The organism is Thermodesulfobium acidiphilum (genome assembly GCF_003057965.1).
In the GTDB taxonomy this organism is placed as follows: Bacteria; Thermodesulfobiota; Thermodesulfobiia; order Thermodesulfobiales; family Thermodesulfobiaceae; genus Thermodesulfobium; species Thermodesulfobium acidiphilum.
In genome coordinates this window covers 1610873-1627981 of the sequence record NZ_CP020921.1, presented here as the reverse complement: position 1 = coordinate 1627981, position 17109 = coordinate 1610873, and the positions used below count along the sequence as shown (strand labels likewise).

At 33.8% G+C, this 17109-nt stretch carries 16 protein-coding genes; 7 read left to right on the top strand and 9 right to left on the bottom strand.

The genetic code is table 11. The features are described from left to right. Window positions 1-2: 2 nt before the first annotated feature. From TDSAC_RS08200 to TDSAC_RS08190, 3 genes are all read left to right on the top strand, one after another. Window positions 3-1244 (top strand): class I SAM-dependent RNA methyltransferase, encoded by a 1242-nt coding sequence (locus tag TDSAC_RS08200; RefSeq protein ID WP_199919783.1) that lies wholly within the window; start codon window positions 3-5, stop codon window positions 1242-1244. Window positions 1245-1509: 265 nt separating this feature from the next. After that, the gene (locus TDSAC_RS08195; RefSeq protein ID WP_108309930.1) at window positions 1510-1854 is read left to right on the top strand and encodes a P-II family nitrogen regulator; all 345 of its coding nucleotides are present in this window, start codon (window positions 1510-1512) and stop codon (window positions 1852-1854) included. A 261-nt stretch (window positions 1855-2115) separates the two neighbouring features. Next, window positions 2116-3285, top strand: a complete 1170-nt coding sequence (locus TDSAC_RS08190; protein ID WP_422822130.1) for an ammonium transporter — start codon at window positions 2116-2118, stop codon at window positions 3283-3285. An 80-nt stretch (window positions 3286-3365) separates the two neighbouring features. Here TDSAC_RS08190 and TDSAC_RS08185 read toward each other — a convergent pair whose 3' ends face one another. Together TDSAC_RS08185 and TDSAC_RS08180 are read right to left on the bottom strand one after the other, a co-directional pair. Further along, the gene (locus TDSAC_RS08185) at window positions 3366-4154 is read right to left on the bottom strand and encodes an enoyl-ACP reductase FabI (protein WP_108309927.1); all 789 of its coding nucleotides are present in this window, start codon (window positions 4152-4154) and stop codon (window positions 3366-3368) included. Between the two features lie 24 nt (window positions 4155-4178). After that, complete coding sequence (locus tag TDSAC_RS08180) at window positions 4179-4835, bottom strand: HAD family hydrolase (protein ID WP_108309925.1); 657 nt, start codon at window positions 4833-4835, stop codon at window positions 4179-4181. A gap of 94 nt (window positions 4836-4929) precedes the next feature. Here TDSAC_RS08180 and TDSAC_RS08175 point away from each other — a divergent pair, with 94 nt between their 5' ends. From TDSAC_RS08175 to TDSAC_RS08165, 3 genes are all read left to right on the top strand, one after another. Continuing rightward, window positions 4930-6231: an alpha/beta hydrolase family protein gene (locus tag TDSAC_RS08175; protein ID WP_108309923.1), complete on the top strand. Its 1302-nt coding sequence runs from the start codon at window positions 4930-4932 to the stop codon at window positions 6229-6231. A 69-nt stretch (window positions 6232-6300) separates the two neighbouring features. Continuing rightward, on the top strand, window positions 6301-6693 hold the full coding sequence (locus tag TDSAC_RS08170) for a thioesterase family protein (protein ID WP_108309921.1): 393 nt from the start codon (window positions 6301-6303) through the stop codon (window positions 6691-6693). 57 nt (window positions 6694-6750) lie between these two features. Beyond that, complete coding sequence (locus tag TDSAC_RS08165) at window positions 6751-9420, top strand: PAS domain-containing protein (protein ID WP_199919781.1); 2670 nt, start codon at window positions 6751-6753, stop codon at window positions 9418-9420. Here the strand turns inward: TDSAC_RS08165 and TDSAC_RS08160 are convergent. From TDSAC_RS08160 to TDSAC_RS08130, 7 genes are read right to left on the bottom strand one after another with little or no spacing between them, the layout of a single operon-like run. Then, window positions 9417-10112 (bottom strand): response regulator transcription factor, encoded by a 696-nt coding sequence (locus tag TDSAC_RS08160; protein ID WP_108309916.1) that lies wholly within the window; start codon window positions 10110-10112, stop codon window positions 9417-9419. The genes TDSAC_RS08165 and TDSAC_RS08160 overlap by 4 nt on opposite strands. Then, a complete protein-coding gene (locus TDSAC_RS08155) occupies window positions 10072-11478 on the bottom strand; it encodes a sensor histidine kinase (protein WP_199919780.1) in 1407 nt (468 codons plus the stop codon). Before TDSAC_RS08155 ends, TDSAC_RS08160 begins: the two co-directional genes overlap by 41 nt. After that, window positions 11462-12427, bottom strand: a complete 966-nt coding sequence (locus TDSAC_RS08150; protein ID WP_108309911.1) for a PhnD/SsuA/transferrin family substrate-binding protein — start codon at window positions 12425-12427, stop codon at window positions 11462-11464. The genes TDSAC_RS08155 and TDSAC_RS08150 overlap by 17 nt, the downstream gene beginning before the upstream one ends. 7 nt (window positions 12428-12434) lie before the next feature. Next, window positions 12435-13379 (bottom strand): universal stress protein, encoded by a 945-nt coding sequence (locus TDSAC_RS08145; protein WP_108309908.1) that lies wholly within the window; start codon window positions 13377-13379, stop codon window positions 12435-12437. 9 nt (window positions 13380-13388) lie between these two features. Further along, on the bottom strand, window positions 13389-14468 hold the full coding sequence (locus TDSAC_RS08140; RefSeq protein ID WP_108309906.1) for a sulfite exporter TauE/SafE family protein: 1080 nt from the start codon (window positions 14466-14468) through the stop codon (window positions 13389-13391). Window position 14469: 1 nt separating this feature from the next. Further along, on the bottom strand, window positions 14470-14712 hold the full coding sequence (locus TDSAC_RS08135; protein ID WP_108309903.1) for a hypothetical protein: 243 nt from the start codon (window positions 14710-14712) through the stop codon (window positions 14470-14472). Window positions 14713-14758: 46 nt separating this feature from the next. After that, complete coding sequence (locus TDSAC_RS08130; RefSeq protein WP_108309901.1) at window positions 14759-15187, bottom strand: universal stress protein; 429 nt, start codon at window positions 15185-15187, stop codon at window positions 14759-14761. Between the two features lie 293 nt (window positions 15188-15480). Here TDSAC_RS08130 and TDSAC_RS08125 point away from each other — a divergent pair, with 293 nt between their 5' ends. Next, a complete protein-coding gene (locus TDSAC_RS08125; RefSeq protein ID WP_199919779.1) occupies window positions 15481-17109 on the top strand; it encodes a SpoIVB peptidase S55 domain-containing protein in 1629 nt (542 codons plus the stop codon).

Here is a 17109-nt window from a genome sequence, read left to right as displayed (position 1 = left end):
GATTGTGGCCGATAAAATTTGAAAAGATTGTCAGCTCTGGTAGAGCTCTAGGAAAAAATTGTGGAAAAGTGGTGTTTTGTTATGGGGTTTTACCAGGCGAGGTTGCTGAAGTTAAGTTTGTAAGGGAAAAGAAAGACTATATTGAAGCAGAGCTTGTAAATGTGATTGAGCCATCTAGATTTAGAATTCTTCCAAAAGAATCTCACTACCTAAGTTGCTCGCCTTGGCAGACTATAGATTATAAATATCAGATAAGACTAAAAGCAGATATTATTGAGGAGGGAATATTCCAAACAGTCAGAAAGGATATTAAACTTGATTCGTTTTATAAGGCTTATAATATATATGGTTATAGAACAAAGATTGAATATAGATTGGAAAATACTTGTTCTAAACTTAAATATGCTTTTTACAAAAGAGGAACAAAGGATCTTGTGCTTCTTGAAAATGGCTGCAAACTGGTAGATGATAAGGTAAATTATATTGCATATAGTTTTTTAGATTATTTGAACTCTTTGGATGTTGGCAAAGAAGCTTTAGAAAAAATTGTTTTTAGAAAGAGTACGAATGGTCAAGTATTAGGAATAATTTATTTAAAAAATAAAATTGATATTGATATAGTCATGGTGCCTGAAATTGAAGATTTAGCTGGCCTTATTGTGATTGCAGATAATAATAAAAAAGTATATGGCCGAGACTTCATAGAACAAGATCTTTTGGGAACTAAGATAAAGTATGGTTATGACTGTTTCTTTCAAAATAATATTGAATTATTTTCTAAAGCCTTAGAAATTGTTAGAAACGAAATTAATAATGTGGGGAAAATTGTTGATTTATATTCGGGAGTTGGTTCTATTGGTTTAAGCCTTAGGGATTCAGCAAGTAAAGTTTATTTAGTAGAGTCTTTTAAAAACTCTTATCTGTATTCAGTTAAAAATATAAGATCGCTTAATGCAAATAATGTAATATCAATTTTTTCCAGTTCTGAACGCGTTAGTGAAGATATTTTGAAAGAATCTGACGTTGTTATCCTTGATCCGCCAAGAGATGGAATCAAGAAAATAGTTTTGGATAAGTTATTAAAAATTTTACCGGAAAAGATTGTTTATCTTTCATGTAACCCTGTAACTCTTGGTAGAGACCTATCTTTTCTATTAAAGAAGTACTCCCTGAAAAAGATTTACGGTTTTGATTTTTTTCCTAATACTGTTCATGCTGAAGTCTTGGCTTTTCTTGAGAAATAAAGTTTTTTTAGTTAACCTGTATAAATTTGACAAAATAAGATAAAGTTGATAGTATAAAAATACTTCAGGAACAATGGCGTTCTTTCAAAAAGGGAAGCGTTTAAAATTCTTTTTCTATCTCCTATTTTTTCTTTTTCCTTTAGCTCTTTTTTGTATGCGAGGTCTCACAGTTTATTTGACCACATTACAAAACGCTTAACTAATTCTATCTTTTTCGCATTCAAAATCCAGGTTTTACAAGAAAATTTGAAAGGGGGCTTTTAATTTGTTTAAGTACATAATTGCAATTGTTCGACCTTACAAGTTAGATGAAATAAAAGAAACTCTTATGGAGACAGGGTTTGTTAAGGGTATGAGCGTATCTGAGATTAGGGGTTTTGGAAGACAGCGCGGCCATAAAGAAAGATATCGTGGTTCTGAATATGTTGTTGACTTTGTGGAAAAAATAAAGCTTGAAATTGCGGTAGAAGACGAATATTTGGACAAGGTGATTGAGATTATTAGGGAAGCTGCCAAAACTGGCGATGTTGGTGATGGTAAGATATTTGTTCTTCCAATGGAAAATGTTATCAGAATAAGGACTGCAGAAGAGGGCAAAGAGGCACTATAAAATTTAATTTAAGGAGGAAAAAATATGTTTGGCGTTCCTGAAGGCTTGTCGACTATTTTCATAATGTCTTTAATGCTGGCAGTCAGAATTTTTACTTTAAAATCAAATCCCCTATTTAAAACCCCTCCGTCATATCTAAGATATATTTTACTTACTGGCTATTTTCTTTTTTCTCTAATTATCATTCAAAGTTTTGGTTCTGTAAGCTATGCAGACGATGCTACACCTACTCCCGAACTTAATGGCGCTGATACTGCCTGGATGATGGTTTCTACGGCGCTTGTAATGTTTATGACATTTCCTGGGCTAATTCTTTTTTACAGTGGATTGGTTAAAAAATTAAGCGCCCTTAACACGATGCTGATGTCTATCGTTTCATATGCTATTGTTTCTGTTATGTGGTTTGTTTTTGGTTTTCCACTGGCTTTTGGCAAAGATGTTTTTGGTATAATAGGTACTTTTTCAGACATCTTTTTCTCTCATATTACGTCTCTTTCTGGCTCTATACCTATAATTCTTTTTGCAGTTTATCAGATGACATTTGCAGCTATTACTGTTTCTCTTATTTCTGGCGCACTTGTAGAGAGAATAAAATTTAAGAGCTGGATAATATTTACAGTTTTATGGATTACCTTTGTTTATATCCCTCTTGTCCACTGGGTATGGGGCGGTGGATGGCTTGCCAAATTAGGAGTATTAGATTTTGCCGGCGGTATTGTGGTTCATATTAGCGCAGGAATTTCTGCTCTTGCAATGTGTTTGATTCTCGGTAGGAGAAAGGATATGAGGATTTTGCCGCATCAGTTGGGTTATTCAGTTGTTGGTGCAGGTCTTTTATGGTTTGGTTGGTTTGGATTTAATGCAGGGAGCGCTCTTTCTTCGGGCCAACTTGCAGTTGATGCTTTTATAAATACAAATATGGCAGCCTCTGTTGGTCTTTTGACATGGATGGCAATCGATCTCATAAAGGATAAGAAGGCAACTGTTTTAGGGGCAATATCGGGTTCTATAGCAGGACTTGGTGCTATTACCCCTGCTGTGGGCTATGTGAATATTTCGAGCGCTTTTGTTATTGGGATGATATCATCTTGTTTTTGCTACACTGCTATTTCATATATCAAACCAAAATTTAACTACGATGACAGCCTTGACGTATTTGGTATCCACGGGATTTCAGGTATATGGGGGAGCCTGGCGTTGGGTTTATTTGCAAATCCTATAATAAACGGTGCAAAAGGACTTTTTTTTGGTGGTGTGCATCAGATTATTTTTCAAATAATAGGTGTATCTGTGGCTATAATTTATTGTTTTACGATAACTCTCTTAATCGGGTTATTTATTAAAAGATTTTTTGGCTTAAGGGTTTCAAGAGAATTTGAGATAAAGGGTCTCGATGAAAGCGAACACGAGGAATCAGCTTATGAATTCTAATAACATGTATTCAAATTAGATAGTTTTAAGGCCTGTGATCTATGAAACACAAAAACATTCATAAATCACAGGCTTATTTTTTATAAATCTTCTGGAGCCCTAGGAGTTCCCATAACATGATAACCCGCATCTACATAAATAATATCGCCTGTAATATTTTTAGATCTATCTGATGCCAAAAAAGAAGCGAGATTTCCTACATCTTCAATTGTGACTGTTCTCATAAGTGGAGAATTTTGCTCGTTATGTTTTAGTAGTTCACTAAAACCCTTTATGCCAAAGGCTGCAAGAGTTTTAATCGGGCCTGCAGAAATTGCGTTTATTCTAATCTTTTTTGGACCGAGGTCATATGCGAGAAACCTGACCGATGCTTCGAGAGCAGCTTTACAAACTGCCATTATATTATAGTGAGGCACAACTTTTTCTGCCCCATAATATGTCATTGTTATAACCGATGCCTCACGCCCCTGCATAAGGGGGTAAAAAGCATTACACATAGCAATTAGCGAGTAGCAACTGGTTTCCATTGCTATTTTAAAGCCTTCTCTTGTTGTTTGTAGCAGGCCTTCTTCGAATTCTTCTTTTGGAGCATATGCTACCGAGTGTACTAATATGTCGATTAAACCCCATTCATTTTTTATTGAATCATGAACTGCTTTTAGATCATCATTTTTATTTACGTCACAAGGAAGAACAATTTTAGCCTTAAGGTTTTCTGCGAGCGGTTTAACCCTTTTTTCCATGACAGGGAGATAGGTGAGAGCGAGCTCAGCCCCTTCTTCCTTAAATGCCTTCGAAATGCCCCATGCGATGCTCTTATCATTAGCAAGACCAAAAATGAGAGCTTTTTTGCCATCTAATATACCCACTACATACCTCCTTATTTTTTTAAGTTATAGAATTTTATCATTATAACAAAAAACATAATTTTTAACCTCTTTAAAGTCACTTATCAAAAAAGAATTTTTGTCAGGATATAAGCTTTCTGGTCTTGGTCCCCATAAGGCTCCAAGAAATTTTATATTAGCTTGTTTTGCAGCCATTTGATCGTACTGGCTATCACCAATCATGAACGATGTTTTTTTGTCAGCGTTAGTTCTTTCCAAAACTTTTTCGATTGGTTCTGGGTCAGGCTTTGTTCGAATAACGTCTTCGCTACATACTACTTCTTGAATAAATTCCGCAATTTTAAGATGTTGTATTCCTTCATATGTGGTACGGCGTCTTCTAGAAGTTACAATTGCCTGAACGACGCCCTCTTTTGAAAGTTCTTCAATAATTTCTCTTGCTCCTGGATATGCCTTTATTCTGGAAGAGAATACAGATTCATGGTATTGTCGATAGTAATTTAACATTCTGTCTATGATATCCTCTTCGAAGCCAAGCGCTATAAAGCTCTCTCTCATAGGGAGAGAAAAAACGCTTAATATCTTTTCTCTTGGGTATTCGAATCCAAAAAAGTGTTTGAAGGTTTGCTGATAAGATTCTATTATTAGATCGGTAGTGTCGGCAATTGTTCCGTCAAAATCCCACATTATTGTAAACCTCATTTATATTACCTCCAAAATCTACTTGTAAAATAGCTTTGTTTGACATTATAATTAAGCAATAATTTAATATTTTACTACATTTAAGGAGGTTGACTTGAACAGGAGAGAATTCTTGGGTATCCTGGCTTTAGGCACACTTCTTAACCTTGAACCATTCAACAACATTGCATTTGCACAGGTTAATGGTTCTTCAGAAGGAAGCGAGTTATTTGCAAATAAAGAATTTTCTTATCAAGCTCTCAGAGCGCTTTCAAAGACTTTTTCTTCTTGTGCGGACATAAAGGAGTGCTTTTTAGCGATCAAAAACATCAAAGACAATGATACAAATAGCTGGTACGAAGGCTGGAAGACTCAAGGAGATAGATTATACTCTCTTGCAGAAGAGTATTATTCTCAAGGTTTTCTGGTAAGTGCAAGAGAAACCTATTTAAGAGCATCTAATTATCTAAGGACTTCAGGTTTTTTTCTTGGTGCCAATCCGAAAGATCCAAGGATTTTCGATAATTATACCAAGAGTAGAACTTCTTTCGTTAAAGCTGCCTCACTCTTTGATCCAAAAATTGAATCTATAGAAATCCAATACCAGAATACTACTATCCCGCTTTACTTTGTGAAGGCGTCAAGCGACTCAACACCCAGGCCAACCGTAGTTATGGTAGGCGGTTTTGACTCCAATGCAGAAGAGCTCGTTATGGATTGGGGCTTTGGTGCTGTGAAAAGAGGCTTTAATTTTGCTACCTTTGATGGTCCTGGACAAGGAAGAGCACTTATTCTTCAGGGGCTTTACTTTAGACCTGACTTTGAAAAGGTTAGTAAACCTATAATAAATTATATTGTAACCAGAAAGGATGTAAATCTTAAAAAAATAGCTATGTTTGGAGTAGATTTAGGAGGGTATTTTGCGCCAAGAGCATGTGCTTTTGATAGTAGGATTGCTCTATTGGTAGCTGATGGTGGAGTTTTTGACTATTATAGTTCTTTAATTTCGCTCCTTCCACCCGTCGCAAAAAAACTTCTTGAGACTGATAAGGCAGCTTTCAACAAGGCCATGGCCGAAGCGCTAAGGAACAATACCACCTTTAGGTGGGCAATTCACCACGGCATGTGGGCTTTTAACGCTTCTACTATTGCTGATTTTTTCTTAAAGACAAAGCCATATAACCTAAGAGATATTATAACAAATATCAATTGCCCTACTCTGGTTATAAACTCTACAAACACCTTTTTCTTTAGAGGTGAGTCTAAAAAATTCTACGATCTGCTTGAATGTCCAAGAGAGATAATTAATATGACTGCAAGCGAAGGGGCTGAAGAGGGATCTCAGGTCGGAGCTCTTGGTTATGCTCAGGGGGTAATATTTAACTGGTTGGAGTATCATCTGAACAAGATTTCTTAGATTTTATTATAATTATTATATAATGCTAATATAGTTTGTTTAGAATCTTTGTCAAAGGGAGAATAATTGATGATAGAGGTTGGATTAAGTGCAGAAATTGAAACGATAGTTACTGATAATGATACAGCAGCATTTTATGGCAGCGGACTGGTTAACGTTTTGTCTACACCAAGAATAGTTAGTCTTCTTGAGGGTGCTGCAGTAGAAGCTATTAAGAACAAGCTAGCTACAGGTGATACTTCTGTTGGGACATTGATTAATATAGAACACATCGCTCCTACGCCCGTAGGAATGAAGGTTTGGGCAAAAGCAAAACTTGTCAAAGTAGACGGCAGAAAGCTAACGTTTGAGGTTTCTGCAAGAGACGAAAGAGAGCTAGTTGCAAGAGGAACTCATGAGAGATTTATTGTAAATTTCAATAGGTTCATGGAAAAAGCGAGATCTAAAAAAAATAGTTTATAAATAGTGCGTTTATGTAATGATATGTTTATTTATCCTAAAGGAAATGGAGCGGTGGATATGATGTTCTTGCGCCTTATTCGTGAGATTTTGTTTTGTAAAAAGGCAATCCACTGCCTAGAAATATTTAAATGGTTTTTACTACTTTTGTTTATTCTTATGGTTTTGTCTAATTTTCGTGCTTACTCTCAGGGTTTATCATCTAAGAAGGTTTTAATATTGAACTCTTATAGTCCTGATTATATTTGGGCTGTGGAAGAACAAAAGGGAATTTTACAAGAATTAAGCGATAAATCTCCATCCCCTCAAATATTTATTGAAAACATGGACGTTAAAAGATTTAACACAAAGAACTATTTTGAAGATTTTTCTAACCTCTTCATAAAGAAATACAGAGGATTTAAGTTTGATGCAATAATTGCTACAGATGACCCTGCTTTTATTTTTGCACTTCAGGAGAGGGGACAGTTTGGTAATCCTCCAATATTTTTCTGTGGGGTAAATACTTATAGTGATGATATAAAAGGATTTGTTCCTGATAGAATTTACGGCGTAAAAGAAGAAGAAGACTTAGAATCTACTCTTTCCCTAATGTTAAAGCTTTTTCCGAATACAAAAAAGATTTTAGGTATTGCTGATGCAAATGATGCAGCATATTTTAAAAAACAATTTGATAACTTTTTTGTATCTCACAAGGACATACTAAACGAATATTTTGTTTCAAATAATTTGGAAAGGATAATAAATAAAATTAATTCAGAGCCCAGTGGTACCCTTGTGCTAGATTTGATAACTCACAGTATAGATAAATACGGCAGCGACTTAATCGGATCTACTCCTACAATAGAGCTTTCTAAGCGTGTAAACATACCAATTTTTGGGATGTTTGATTATCAATTGGGTAATGGAATAGTGGGTGGGATGATTACCAGCGGGTTTGATCAGGGCAAAATTGTAGGAAAATTAGTTTACCAATATCTTTTTAATAATGGCACAGGATGGGAGAATTCTAAAATTGTGGATAGCTCTGAGTCAAACTACTATGCCTTTGACGAAAATTTCTTAAAAAAATTTAATATAAAAAGAAGCCAGTTACCTCTCAATAGCAAGATAATAAATCATCACGAAACTCTTTTTGAAAGGTATTCAAAGGCTATCCTTTACTTTTCTGTAGTGGCTTTCTTGCTGCTATTAATCATCGTCTTGCTTGTGGTTGTTTTGATTCAAAAAAGGCGCGAATTCAGGAAGCTTTCTGAGAGTGAGAAATATTTTAGACTTCTTCTTGAAAACTCAAGCGATATTATACTGGTTGTAGATGCTGACGGAGAAATACTTTTTGAAAACGATTCTATTGCAATGCTATTTTCTGATATTAATGACATTGAGGCCAAAAATTTCTTGAACTTTTTAGAAAATGGTGAGAGAGAAAGGTTTAAATTATTGTTTGAAAAAATTGTAGTTACCGAAAAAGATTCTATATTTCCCTTTAAATTTTATATTAGTACAAAAAGTGGAGCAAAAATTGTATTTGAAGGGAAAGCAAAGAAGGTTTCTATTAAAGAAGAAGATTTTATATTGCTAACGATCTCTGAGGTTACAGAAAAGGAGAGAATTCACAACTCTCTTAGAGAAAGAGAAGAGGACTATGATATATTGTTTAACAATATAAATGACATTGTATTAGTGGTTGATTCGGATTATAGGATTATAAAGTCAAATAATGAGCTTTACAGAACTTTTGGGTATAAACCTGAAGATGTAATTAATAAAGAAATAATAAACTTTGTACATCCTGAAGACAAAGGATATGTAAAGTCTCTAATTGAAAGAATTCAGAAAGAAAATATAACAAGTCTATCCTTTGAAATCAAAGCAGTTGATGCAAAAAACCATATTAAAATCCTTGATATTAAGACCAATACTATATACAAAAATTCTAAGAAATTGATTTTTGTTGTTTGTAGAGATATAACAGAAAAGAAACGTTCGGAAGAAGCTTTTATTCAAAAACAAAGAGAGCTAAACATCCTTCTTGATAGTTTGCCGGGTTATATTTATTACAAAAATAAGGAAGGCATATATGTTTTTGTAAACAATAATTTTTCTAAAATGTTGGGGAAGGATAGAAAAGAGATTATTGGTCACACTGATTATGAAATATTTGGTAAAGAACAGGCAGAGAAGAATCTTGAATTAGACAGAATGACTGTAAGACTTGGTATGGTTCATTTTCAGGAGGAGGTGCTTAGAAAACCCAATGGCGAATCTATAAGCGTTCTTACTCAAAAGGTACCAATTTTTGATGAGAATAGAAACCTTCAAGGGCTAATAAGCTTAAGCTACGACATTACCGAGCTAAAGAGTGCTTATAACCTGGTAAAGAATATTGAAGAAAAATACTTTGAAATAATTAGTCTAATAGATGAAGTAATATTTGAACTTGACTATTCTGGGAGATTTAGTTTTATAAGTGACAGAATATATAATTATACTAACCTTTACCCAAAAGATTTTCTTAATAAATTTTTTGTTGACTTCTCATCCCCTGCCGAGAAAGAAAAGCTTACTCTTTTTTTTATGTCGATGTTAAAAGGAGATAAAAAAAGTGCTGTTTTTGAGATTGATATCAGAAATGATAAAGATGAATACATAAAATTCGAAATGAAAATATTCGCAAAATATGAAGGTAAGGTTTTTAAAGGTGCTCTGGGAAGTCTGAGAAAAATTTAGATTAGTTCATCATCTTTTGGTAAAACTATTCCTTTTATTTCTTCCTCTTTTAGAAGTCCCTTTGAAATAGCATATCTTACAATATCTGATCTTCTTCTCAAATCAAGCTTGGTAGTTATTCTTTGTCTATAGGTCTGAACTGTTTTGGGACTAATTTGAAGCGTTTGTGCTATTTCTTTGGCACTATACCCTAGCGCTAATAGCCTTAGTACCTGATCTTCTCTTGAACTAAGAGTTTTAGAGCCGTCATCTGAGAGGAGTCCTTTCAACACTACTCTGGAATATGAAGCGGGTACGTAGAGATCATCGCTATTTGAAATAATTTTTAATGCCTGAATACACTCTTCCGATACCTCGCTTTTTGGGATAAAACCTGAAGCCCCCTCCTTTAAGGCCTGGACTATCACAGACTCATCCTGATACATGCTTAGAACAAGAATTTTAGTGCTTTGAGAAATTTTCTTAATTGGTTCGATTATATCAAGTCCACTTCCATCAGATAAAGACAAATCTAATATTACGATATCTGGTCTTAACCTTTTTACTAATTTCAAGGTTTCAACTGCACTGGGGGTTTCGCCTATAACTTCAAAATCTTCTTTGGATTGGCTTATCAAAAATTTCAAACCCTCTCTTAAGAGTGCATGATCGTCAACTATTAAAATCTTCTTTTTTGAATGGGATGCTTGCATAAATTTTTGTGCCACCTTCTTCCTTTTTTTCTATGTTTAATGTTCCCCCAAGGCTTTCTGCCCTTTCTTTCATATCTATAATACCAAAACTGTTGGTATATTTTTTGTCTTCGTAATTGATTTCGAATCCTGAACCATTATCTTCTATTGTTAATTCTATTCTATCATTATTTTCTTTAACAATGACGCTTATGAAGCTAGCGTTAGCGTGTTTTATTACGTTATTTATGGCTTCCTGGATTATCCTGAACAAAGACAATTCAACGTAATCCTGGAGTTTTGATCTAATATCATAAATTAATTCTACATCAAGATTATTGCTTTGTTCTGCTCTTTCAAGGAGCGTTTCTATAGATCTTTTTAGACCAACTTCTTCTAATATACGAGGCCTAAGATTTATTGTCAGGTTTCTCAGGTCATTTGTAGCATCCTTAAAAATGTTATATGAAATTTTTAATCGATCTCTGAGATCTTCTGGAATTTTGTCGCTATTTATAACGTGAAAGAGGTTAATCTGTCCTGAAGCTAGAGTTTGCATAACTCCATCGTGTATTTCCATAGAAATCCTTTTCCTTTCTTTTTCCAAAGAGGAAATCTCCCTTCTTAAAAGTTCTTTCCTTTTCTTCTCTTCTTCTTCCTTCTTAAGTCTTTCTTCCATCTTTAATCTTTCAATTCTATGAATTTTCAAGTCGTTTGCCATAGAATTCATAGACTTAGCAAGTAGCTCTAATTCATCTTTAGATCTTATATCAACTCTTGTATCAAAATCTCCAACTGATACTCTTTTTGTAAGATAAATTAGCTTGTTTATATTTCTAACTATTGATCGGGTTAAAAAGAGAAAGAACATTAAAGAAATGACAATCACTATGAAACTAAACAATAGAGATTGAAGAATAAAATTGTTGATTCTATCTTTTATTAAGTTATGAGTATATCCAATATGAATTGTTCCAAAACTGCCCCCTAAAAGCGGGTAATTAAGATCGTATATTGTATTATCTTTAGTCTTGAATATCCTTACTAATTTTTCGTTGGGATTCTTAAGACTAAGTAATTCTGTTGGGAAACCGTCATCAAATGTTGATGCAAGAATTCTGCCAAATGGTCTCTGAATATAGATGTATACAATCTCCTTGTTTTGTTGCTTTATGTTTTTTAGAATTCTGTTGGCTTCGATACTATTATTTGTGGCGATGCTATCTATGATTGAATATTCAATATCTGAACAAGTGGTTTGCATTCTTTTATTTAAATTTTCGAGAAGATTCTGGGTTAGAGTATATTTCATAAATAGTAAAAGCGCGAGCGTGCATATAAGAGATGGCAAAATGACAGATATAGCAATTTTAAAACTTATTTTCATTATTTTTGCCAAGCCATTCCGAAATTGGTTCAAAAAAATTACTATTTACTTCAACATACTTATCGTAACCCAAAATATTGAGAACCTTTTTCCCCTCTATGCTGTTGTCCATATCCAAAAAAAGTTTTTGAAATTGAATTTTTGTTCTGTAATCCATATTTTTTATGACTATTACAGGAGGATTTGGAATCTCAATTGGAGATTCCCATATTATATGTAATGTATTTGATATTTCTGGATTTTTTTCTTTTAATTGTTCATATGTATTGCTGTCAATAGTAGCCGCATCAGCCAGGCCCTCCTTTAAAGCATCAATTGAAGAGCTGACACTAAAAGTAAAAAAATGTTTTGAGAAAAAGTTAAGGTTTAAACCATTTTTTTTAAGATAATTTTCTAATACAATATACCCGGCAAAGGAATGTGGATCGGTGAATGCAATTGTTTTTCCTTTTAAGTCAAACAAATTTTTTATATTGTTTTTTTGGGCTATTACATATGATTTGTAATATGTTTTATTGTTTATCATGGGTACTGCGAGCAAATCTAACTCGTTTTTGTCAACATAAAAGGCACCTGAACCTATTATGCCAATTTGTGCATCACCTGCGAGAATAGAATCAAGCGCTTCAGAATAGGTCTTTCTTGTAAAAAGAACAATATGTTTATTTGTTGCCTTTGAAAGATATGTTATAAGGGGTTTGTAAATTAAGGTAATTTCCTCGATTGGTAATGTGGAAGATACGACTATACCAATTGTGTTTGGTTCATTTTCAGTATAAATAGGAAGAGACTTTTTAGTTAGATCCAAATTTGAGGAGGGGCTAGGAAAAAAATTAACGTTAATAATAAAAAAAGCACCAACGATAAACAATAAAACTATGAAAAATAACATAAAGAGTATGTCTTTGTAACTTAAAAATTTTTCTCTTATGGTACCTCTATAGTCCATAACCTAATTACAATACTTTTTTTGAGCTTTTTGTGGGAATACAATATACAGGAAAATCAGCTTCCGAAATAATTCTATATGCAATGCTACCTATAAGAACCTTTTTTACGGTATTTGGATTTTGTGTTCCTAAAACGACCAGATCATAATTTTCTTCTATAGCATAATTAACAATATATTGTGCAGGATCACCAAATCCCCCCGAGTGCGTATAAATAGGATAATTTTCTTTGTAAGCAATTTCTCTTGCTCTTTCTAGAATATGTTTTGAAGTTTGAAGCAAAACTTCTTTTGTGTGAACGCTTGAAAAGAGGTTTATTTCTGTAAGAAGAGGATAGACGTGAATTGCCGTAATATCCCATTTAAACTTTTTTGCTATGCTAATAGTTCTTTTTAGTGCGTTAATTGAAGTTTCAGAACCATCAAATGCAAGAAGTATATTTTTATATTTTTCTTCGAACTTTCCTTCCTTATAATTTTTTATAGTTAGTACATCACAAGGGGCATTTCTAATAACGCCTATTGTTACGCTTCCAACATTTATTACTCTGTTATATCCTTTCGTGCCTATTAATATTAGATCAGGTTTTAGAAACTCTGCAAAGGATATTATTGCGTGATCTGGTGAATTTACCTTTTTGGGTATTTGAATTTTTTCGTTTGATTCAATATTTGTATAAGTTGCGTTGTCTCCAGCAATTGTAGCAAAGAAGGCGTTTATTTTTTTATTTACTTCTTTTGATTGTTCAAAAGCATTTAAAAGCATTGTAAATAATTCAGATTCTATTTTTTCTGATTCTAGTGATGAAATGCCGAATATCTCTGTGGGCAAGTCAAATACGCTTATGATCGTTATATAGGAATCAAAGGAGGCACTTATTACCAGTGCCTCCTTCAGCGCGCTTTTGCTACTTAATGAACCGTCATATGCAACCAATAATTTCTTGTACATGTATTTATTTTAATCATTTACCTTAACCTGTGCAATAGCATTTGCACTCTTGAATTCTCTTTTTCCTCTTACCATGCTAAATACTATTATTATTGCTCCAGCAAGAAGCGTTAGACTCATTATCATAAAACTAGTTTGATCTAATGCGTTCAAGGCCTGCTTCTCAAGATGGATTATGTTTAGTTCATTTAGATATTGAGGAACTGCAAGGATTCTTGAACCAGCAACTAAGAGCATTATGAAGCCCATTACAAACTTTATAAGATATGGCTTTACAAATGTAGTAGCAGCAGCTCCAATTTGCACTCCTATTAAAGATCCTGCAAGAATTATAAGAGTCAATCTAATATCTATCATTCCGCTCATCGCCCACTTTACAGACCCAACAAGACCCATCACAAATGCTATTACTAATTCTGTTGCTGTGCCTACAGTGCTTGTTACGCCCAATATATAGATCATTCCAGGAACTCCGATGAAGCCTCCTACTGCTATTGTGGCCGCAAGAAGTCCTGTACAAAATCCTATTGGGAAGGTAACCCAGAAGGATATTTTTGTCCCAATCTTATCAAAGTATATCATTGGTGGTATATTTATGCTTTGTATCCTCTTTGCAAGGGCAGTAGTCTCTTCCTTTGTGTTCTTTGATTTTGCCATATTTAGTGCATCCTTAAATACATATGAGCCAACCACTGTTAAAACGATTATAAACATGGTGCTTACGTAAAGATTTGATCCTGCATTCCCCCAGGTCTTTAATATTGCTTCTTGAATCTGGATGCCTACTTGAACTCCAAGTATAGCTGATATTGCCATAATAAGCCCTAACTTTATATCTACCTGGCCATACTTCCATCTCTTGTAAGCTCCGACCATTGCCTTTGGAAACTTGTGACACATGTTACTTGCAACTGCTATTGTTCCTGGCACTCCAATACTCATCATTCCAGGTGTTAGAACAAATGCACCACCAGAACCTATAAAGCCGCTAACCAGTCCTCCAACAAAACCTACAAACAGCAAGAACAGCATATTTGCTGGGTCAAGAGTAATAAAGTTCGATAAAATTCCCATAGAATTTTCTACCATTTTAATGCGCCTCCTTCTTTATTATTGCTTCAACGCCAATAAACGGTAATAAATAACTTGCAAAAGCTCCATGTACAAAAGAGAAATAAAATGCAAAGAGTATTGGGACTATTGAAAATATACCACCCCTTGTAGAATAAAACAGCAACTCATTTTGAAATAAGAAAATCATTAGATAAGAACCTAGTGAAAGACTACCCCATATCATTAGAGGTATTATCTTTTTGTTATTTTCCCTCTTCATTTTTCTCCCTCCTTGAAAGTTATTTATAAATTTATTTTTAAACCCGCTAAGACCCGACAATAATTACAGGACAGTGTGCGTTGTTTATAACGTCCGAAGCTGTGTTCCCAAGGAAAATTTTCTTTATGCCGCTTAACTTGGAGCTTTGGACTATTATTGCTTCTGGGTTAAACTGCTTTGACAATTCTTCAATTCTGTCTTGATATGAACCAATCTTTATGATTCCTTCTACCTGACAATTGACCTTGCCTAATTCACTTATAAACTTTGAAATATCGTTTTCAGCTCTTGTGACAATAATTTCTTCTGCTTCAGGATTAAATACGCCAAGGTCTTCAGATCTGTCTATAATTTTCAACAAATAGATCTTCTCGACGTTATTTGTTGCGACATAATCTCTTGTTTCTTTGATTAGTTTTGTCTGATTTTGCTTTCTATCCTTAAGAACTACAAAAACATTCTTGCTCTTCGTCATCTTAATTACCACCTTTCATTAATAATTTTTATCTTTGATATTATTCTGACTTATCAATAAGCCTAAAAAAAGTCGGAATAAGTAAATTTATGGGGTCATCAAAATAAAGTATTTTGTAGTGGTAATTCCAGGTATTTTGTAATGGAATTTTATATTACCTTTTGTAAGTTTTTTGATTACAGAAATTTTAGTTAATTTATTTATAACTTTTTAATTTATAAATTAAGATTAGTTAATATATATTTAGGTTATAATAAAATCTTATGATGTTGACTAACTTTTAGGAGGTAATTTTGAGGAGGTTAATTGGGTTCTTTATTGTAATATTTTTATTGAGTGGTTCATGTGCTAATGCAATTCAGGTTGGTGATATTGGAATCGCAAAGACTACCATTAGGGGTTCTGAAATTTCAACTTTTAATGTAGAAATAATTGGTATAGTTAACAATCCCGGTTTATATCCTTCTTATTTAATAAAAGTTTGGGGGAAAGCTATTGATTCTACTGGTGGTATTGCTGAAGGTATGAGCGGAAGCCCTGTTTATATCGACGGGAAATTGATAGGCGCTATTTCTGCTACATTTCAAAATGCAGATCCACATATTGGACTGGTTACACCAATAGAAGCTATGAGAACCCTTTGGAATTATGAAGAAAATTCTCCTACAATAAGTAAATTAGAAAAACCACTTATTATAGATAACAAAATTTATACTGCAGTCTCCAGAGTACCGATGAAAGAAAGCAATGTCCTGGTTGAACGACCTTGTGTTTTGTATTATGAAAAAGGCTTCTCTGGGAGAGTGCTATCTCTTCTTAAAAAGGAAATGCCTCTAGTTTCAGACGTTTCATCTGAAACATCTCACGAGTGGACAGCCCAGCCAGGAGCTTCTATTGCAGTTCAGTTTGCGAGGGGTTCGGTAGAGTTGGGTGCTGTAGGAACTCTTACTGAAATTGATGGCAATAAGATTTTGGCTTTTGGTCACCCTGCTACAGATGCTGGTAATGTAGATTATTTCTTGTCTTCAGCTTATACGTACTATACTATAAAAAGTCAAGTTTTGCCATTCAAAGTTGCTTCTATAATTTCTCCTGTAGGGAAAGTTGTGCAGGATAGAACTTATGGTATAGCGGCTTATCTTGGAACTTTGCCTCCTACTACTACTATTGACGTAAACGTTAATTCAAATGGAGAGCATAGTTTTTTTGTTCAATTGCCAGAAAGTGAGGATATGCTTTTAAAATACGCTTCCAAAGTCGTATTACAATGCTTAGACGATTCACTTTTAAGTCAACACGGCGGTTCTAGCACAGTTGATATAACCTTAAGGCTTTCTGATGGAACTAGTATAGAAAGGAAGAACATGTATTCTGATCCTGATGACATATCATATAAAAGCGTTCTTGAATTAGACGAAATGTTGTATAAATTGTTAACCAATCCTTTAAAGAAGGTGGTCCCTGAATATATTGGTTTTAAAATAAATATGTCAAATAAAATAAAGAGTGCTCAAATTGATAAAATCAATATGGAAAATTTTGTAAAGAAATCCAGACCTATTAAATTTGACGTTTCTTTAAGACCTTACAGAGAAGAACTTTACAAAGAACAAATTTCAATTGACCCAAGTCTTCCTAAGGGAAGTTATACTATGATTGTGACTGGGAGTAATGAGTCAAGTTCTCAAAGAACAAAAGCTTCTGAGAATGCTTCAAATAAACCGAAGGAAGAGGTTGTTGAAACGTTTGGTGAGCTTGTTAAATCTATTACGAATAAGCCAAAAAATAACCAGTTAGTCGTAGAAATTTATTCTTCTCATGTTTCTTTGGATCAGGAAAAACCTGAACCAATTTTTAAGAAATATATAGATTTACCCTGGGTAATAAACGGCATTGCTACAAAAACTTTTGAAGTAAGGTAG

Bases quoted from the DNA above. Each gene is read 5' to 3' on its own strand.
- TDSAC_RS08135 (WP_108309903.1), bottom strand. From the start codon at position 14,712: ATGAAGAGGGAAAATAACAAAAAGATAATACCTCTAATGATATGGGGT.
- TDSAC_RS08180 (WP_108309925.1), bottom strand. From the start codon at position 4,835: ATGAGGTTTACAATAATGTGGGATTTTGACGGAACAATTGCCGACACT.
- TDSAC_RS08155 (WP_199919780.1), bottom strand. From the start codon at position 11,478: ATGAAAATAAGTTTTAAAATTGCTATATCTGTCATTTTGCCATCTCTT.
- TDSAC_RS08150 (WP_108309911.1), bottom strand. From the start codon at position 12,427: ATGGACTATAGAGGTACCATAAGAGAAAAATTTTTAAGTTACAAAGAC.
- TDSAC_RS08190 (WP_422822130.1), top strand. From the start codon at position 2,116: ATGATGGTTTCTACGGCGCTTGTAATGTTTATGACATTTCCTGGGCTA.
- TDSAC_RS08145 (WP_108309908.1), bottom strand. From the start codon at position 13,379: ATGTACAAGAAATTATTGGTTGCATATGACGGTTCATTAAGTAGCAAA.
- TDSAC_RS08170 (WP_108309921.1), top strand. From the start codon at position 6,301: ATGATAGAGGTTGGATTAAGTGCAGAAATTGAAACGATAGTTACTGAT.
- TDSAC_RS08140 (WP_108309906.1), bottom strand. From the start codon at position 14,468: ATGGTAGAAAATTCTATGGGAATTTTATCGAACTTTATTACTCTTGAC.
- TDSAC_RS08130 (WP_108309901.1), bottom strand. From the start codon at position 15,187: ATGACGAAGAGCAAGAATGTTTTTGTAGTTCTTAAGGATAGAAAGCAA.
- TDSAC_RS08160 (WP_108309916.1), bottom strand. From the start codon at position 10,112: ATGCAAGCATCCCATTCAAAAAAGAAGATTTTAATAGTTGACGATCAT.
- TDSAC_RS08165 (WP_199919781.1), top strand. From the start codon at position 6,751: ATGATGTTCTTGCGCCTTATTCGTGAGATTTTGTTTTGTAAAAAGGCA.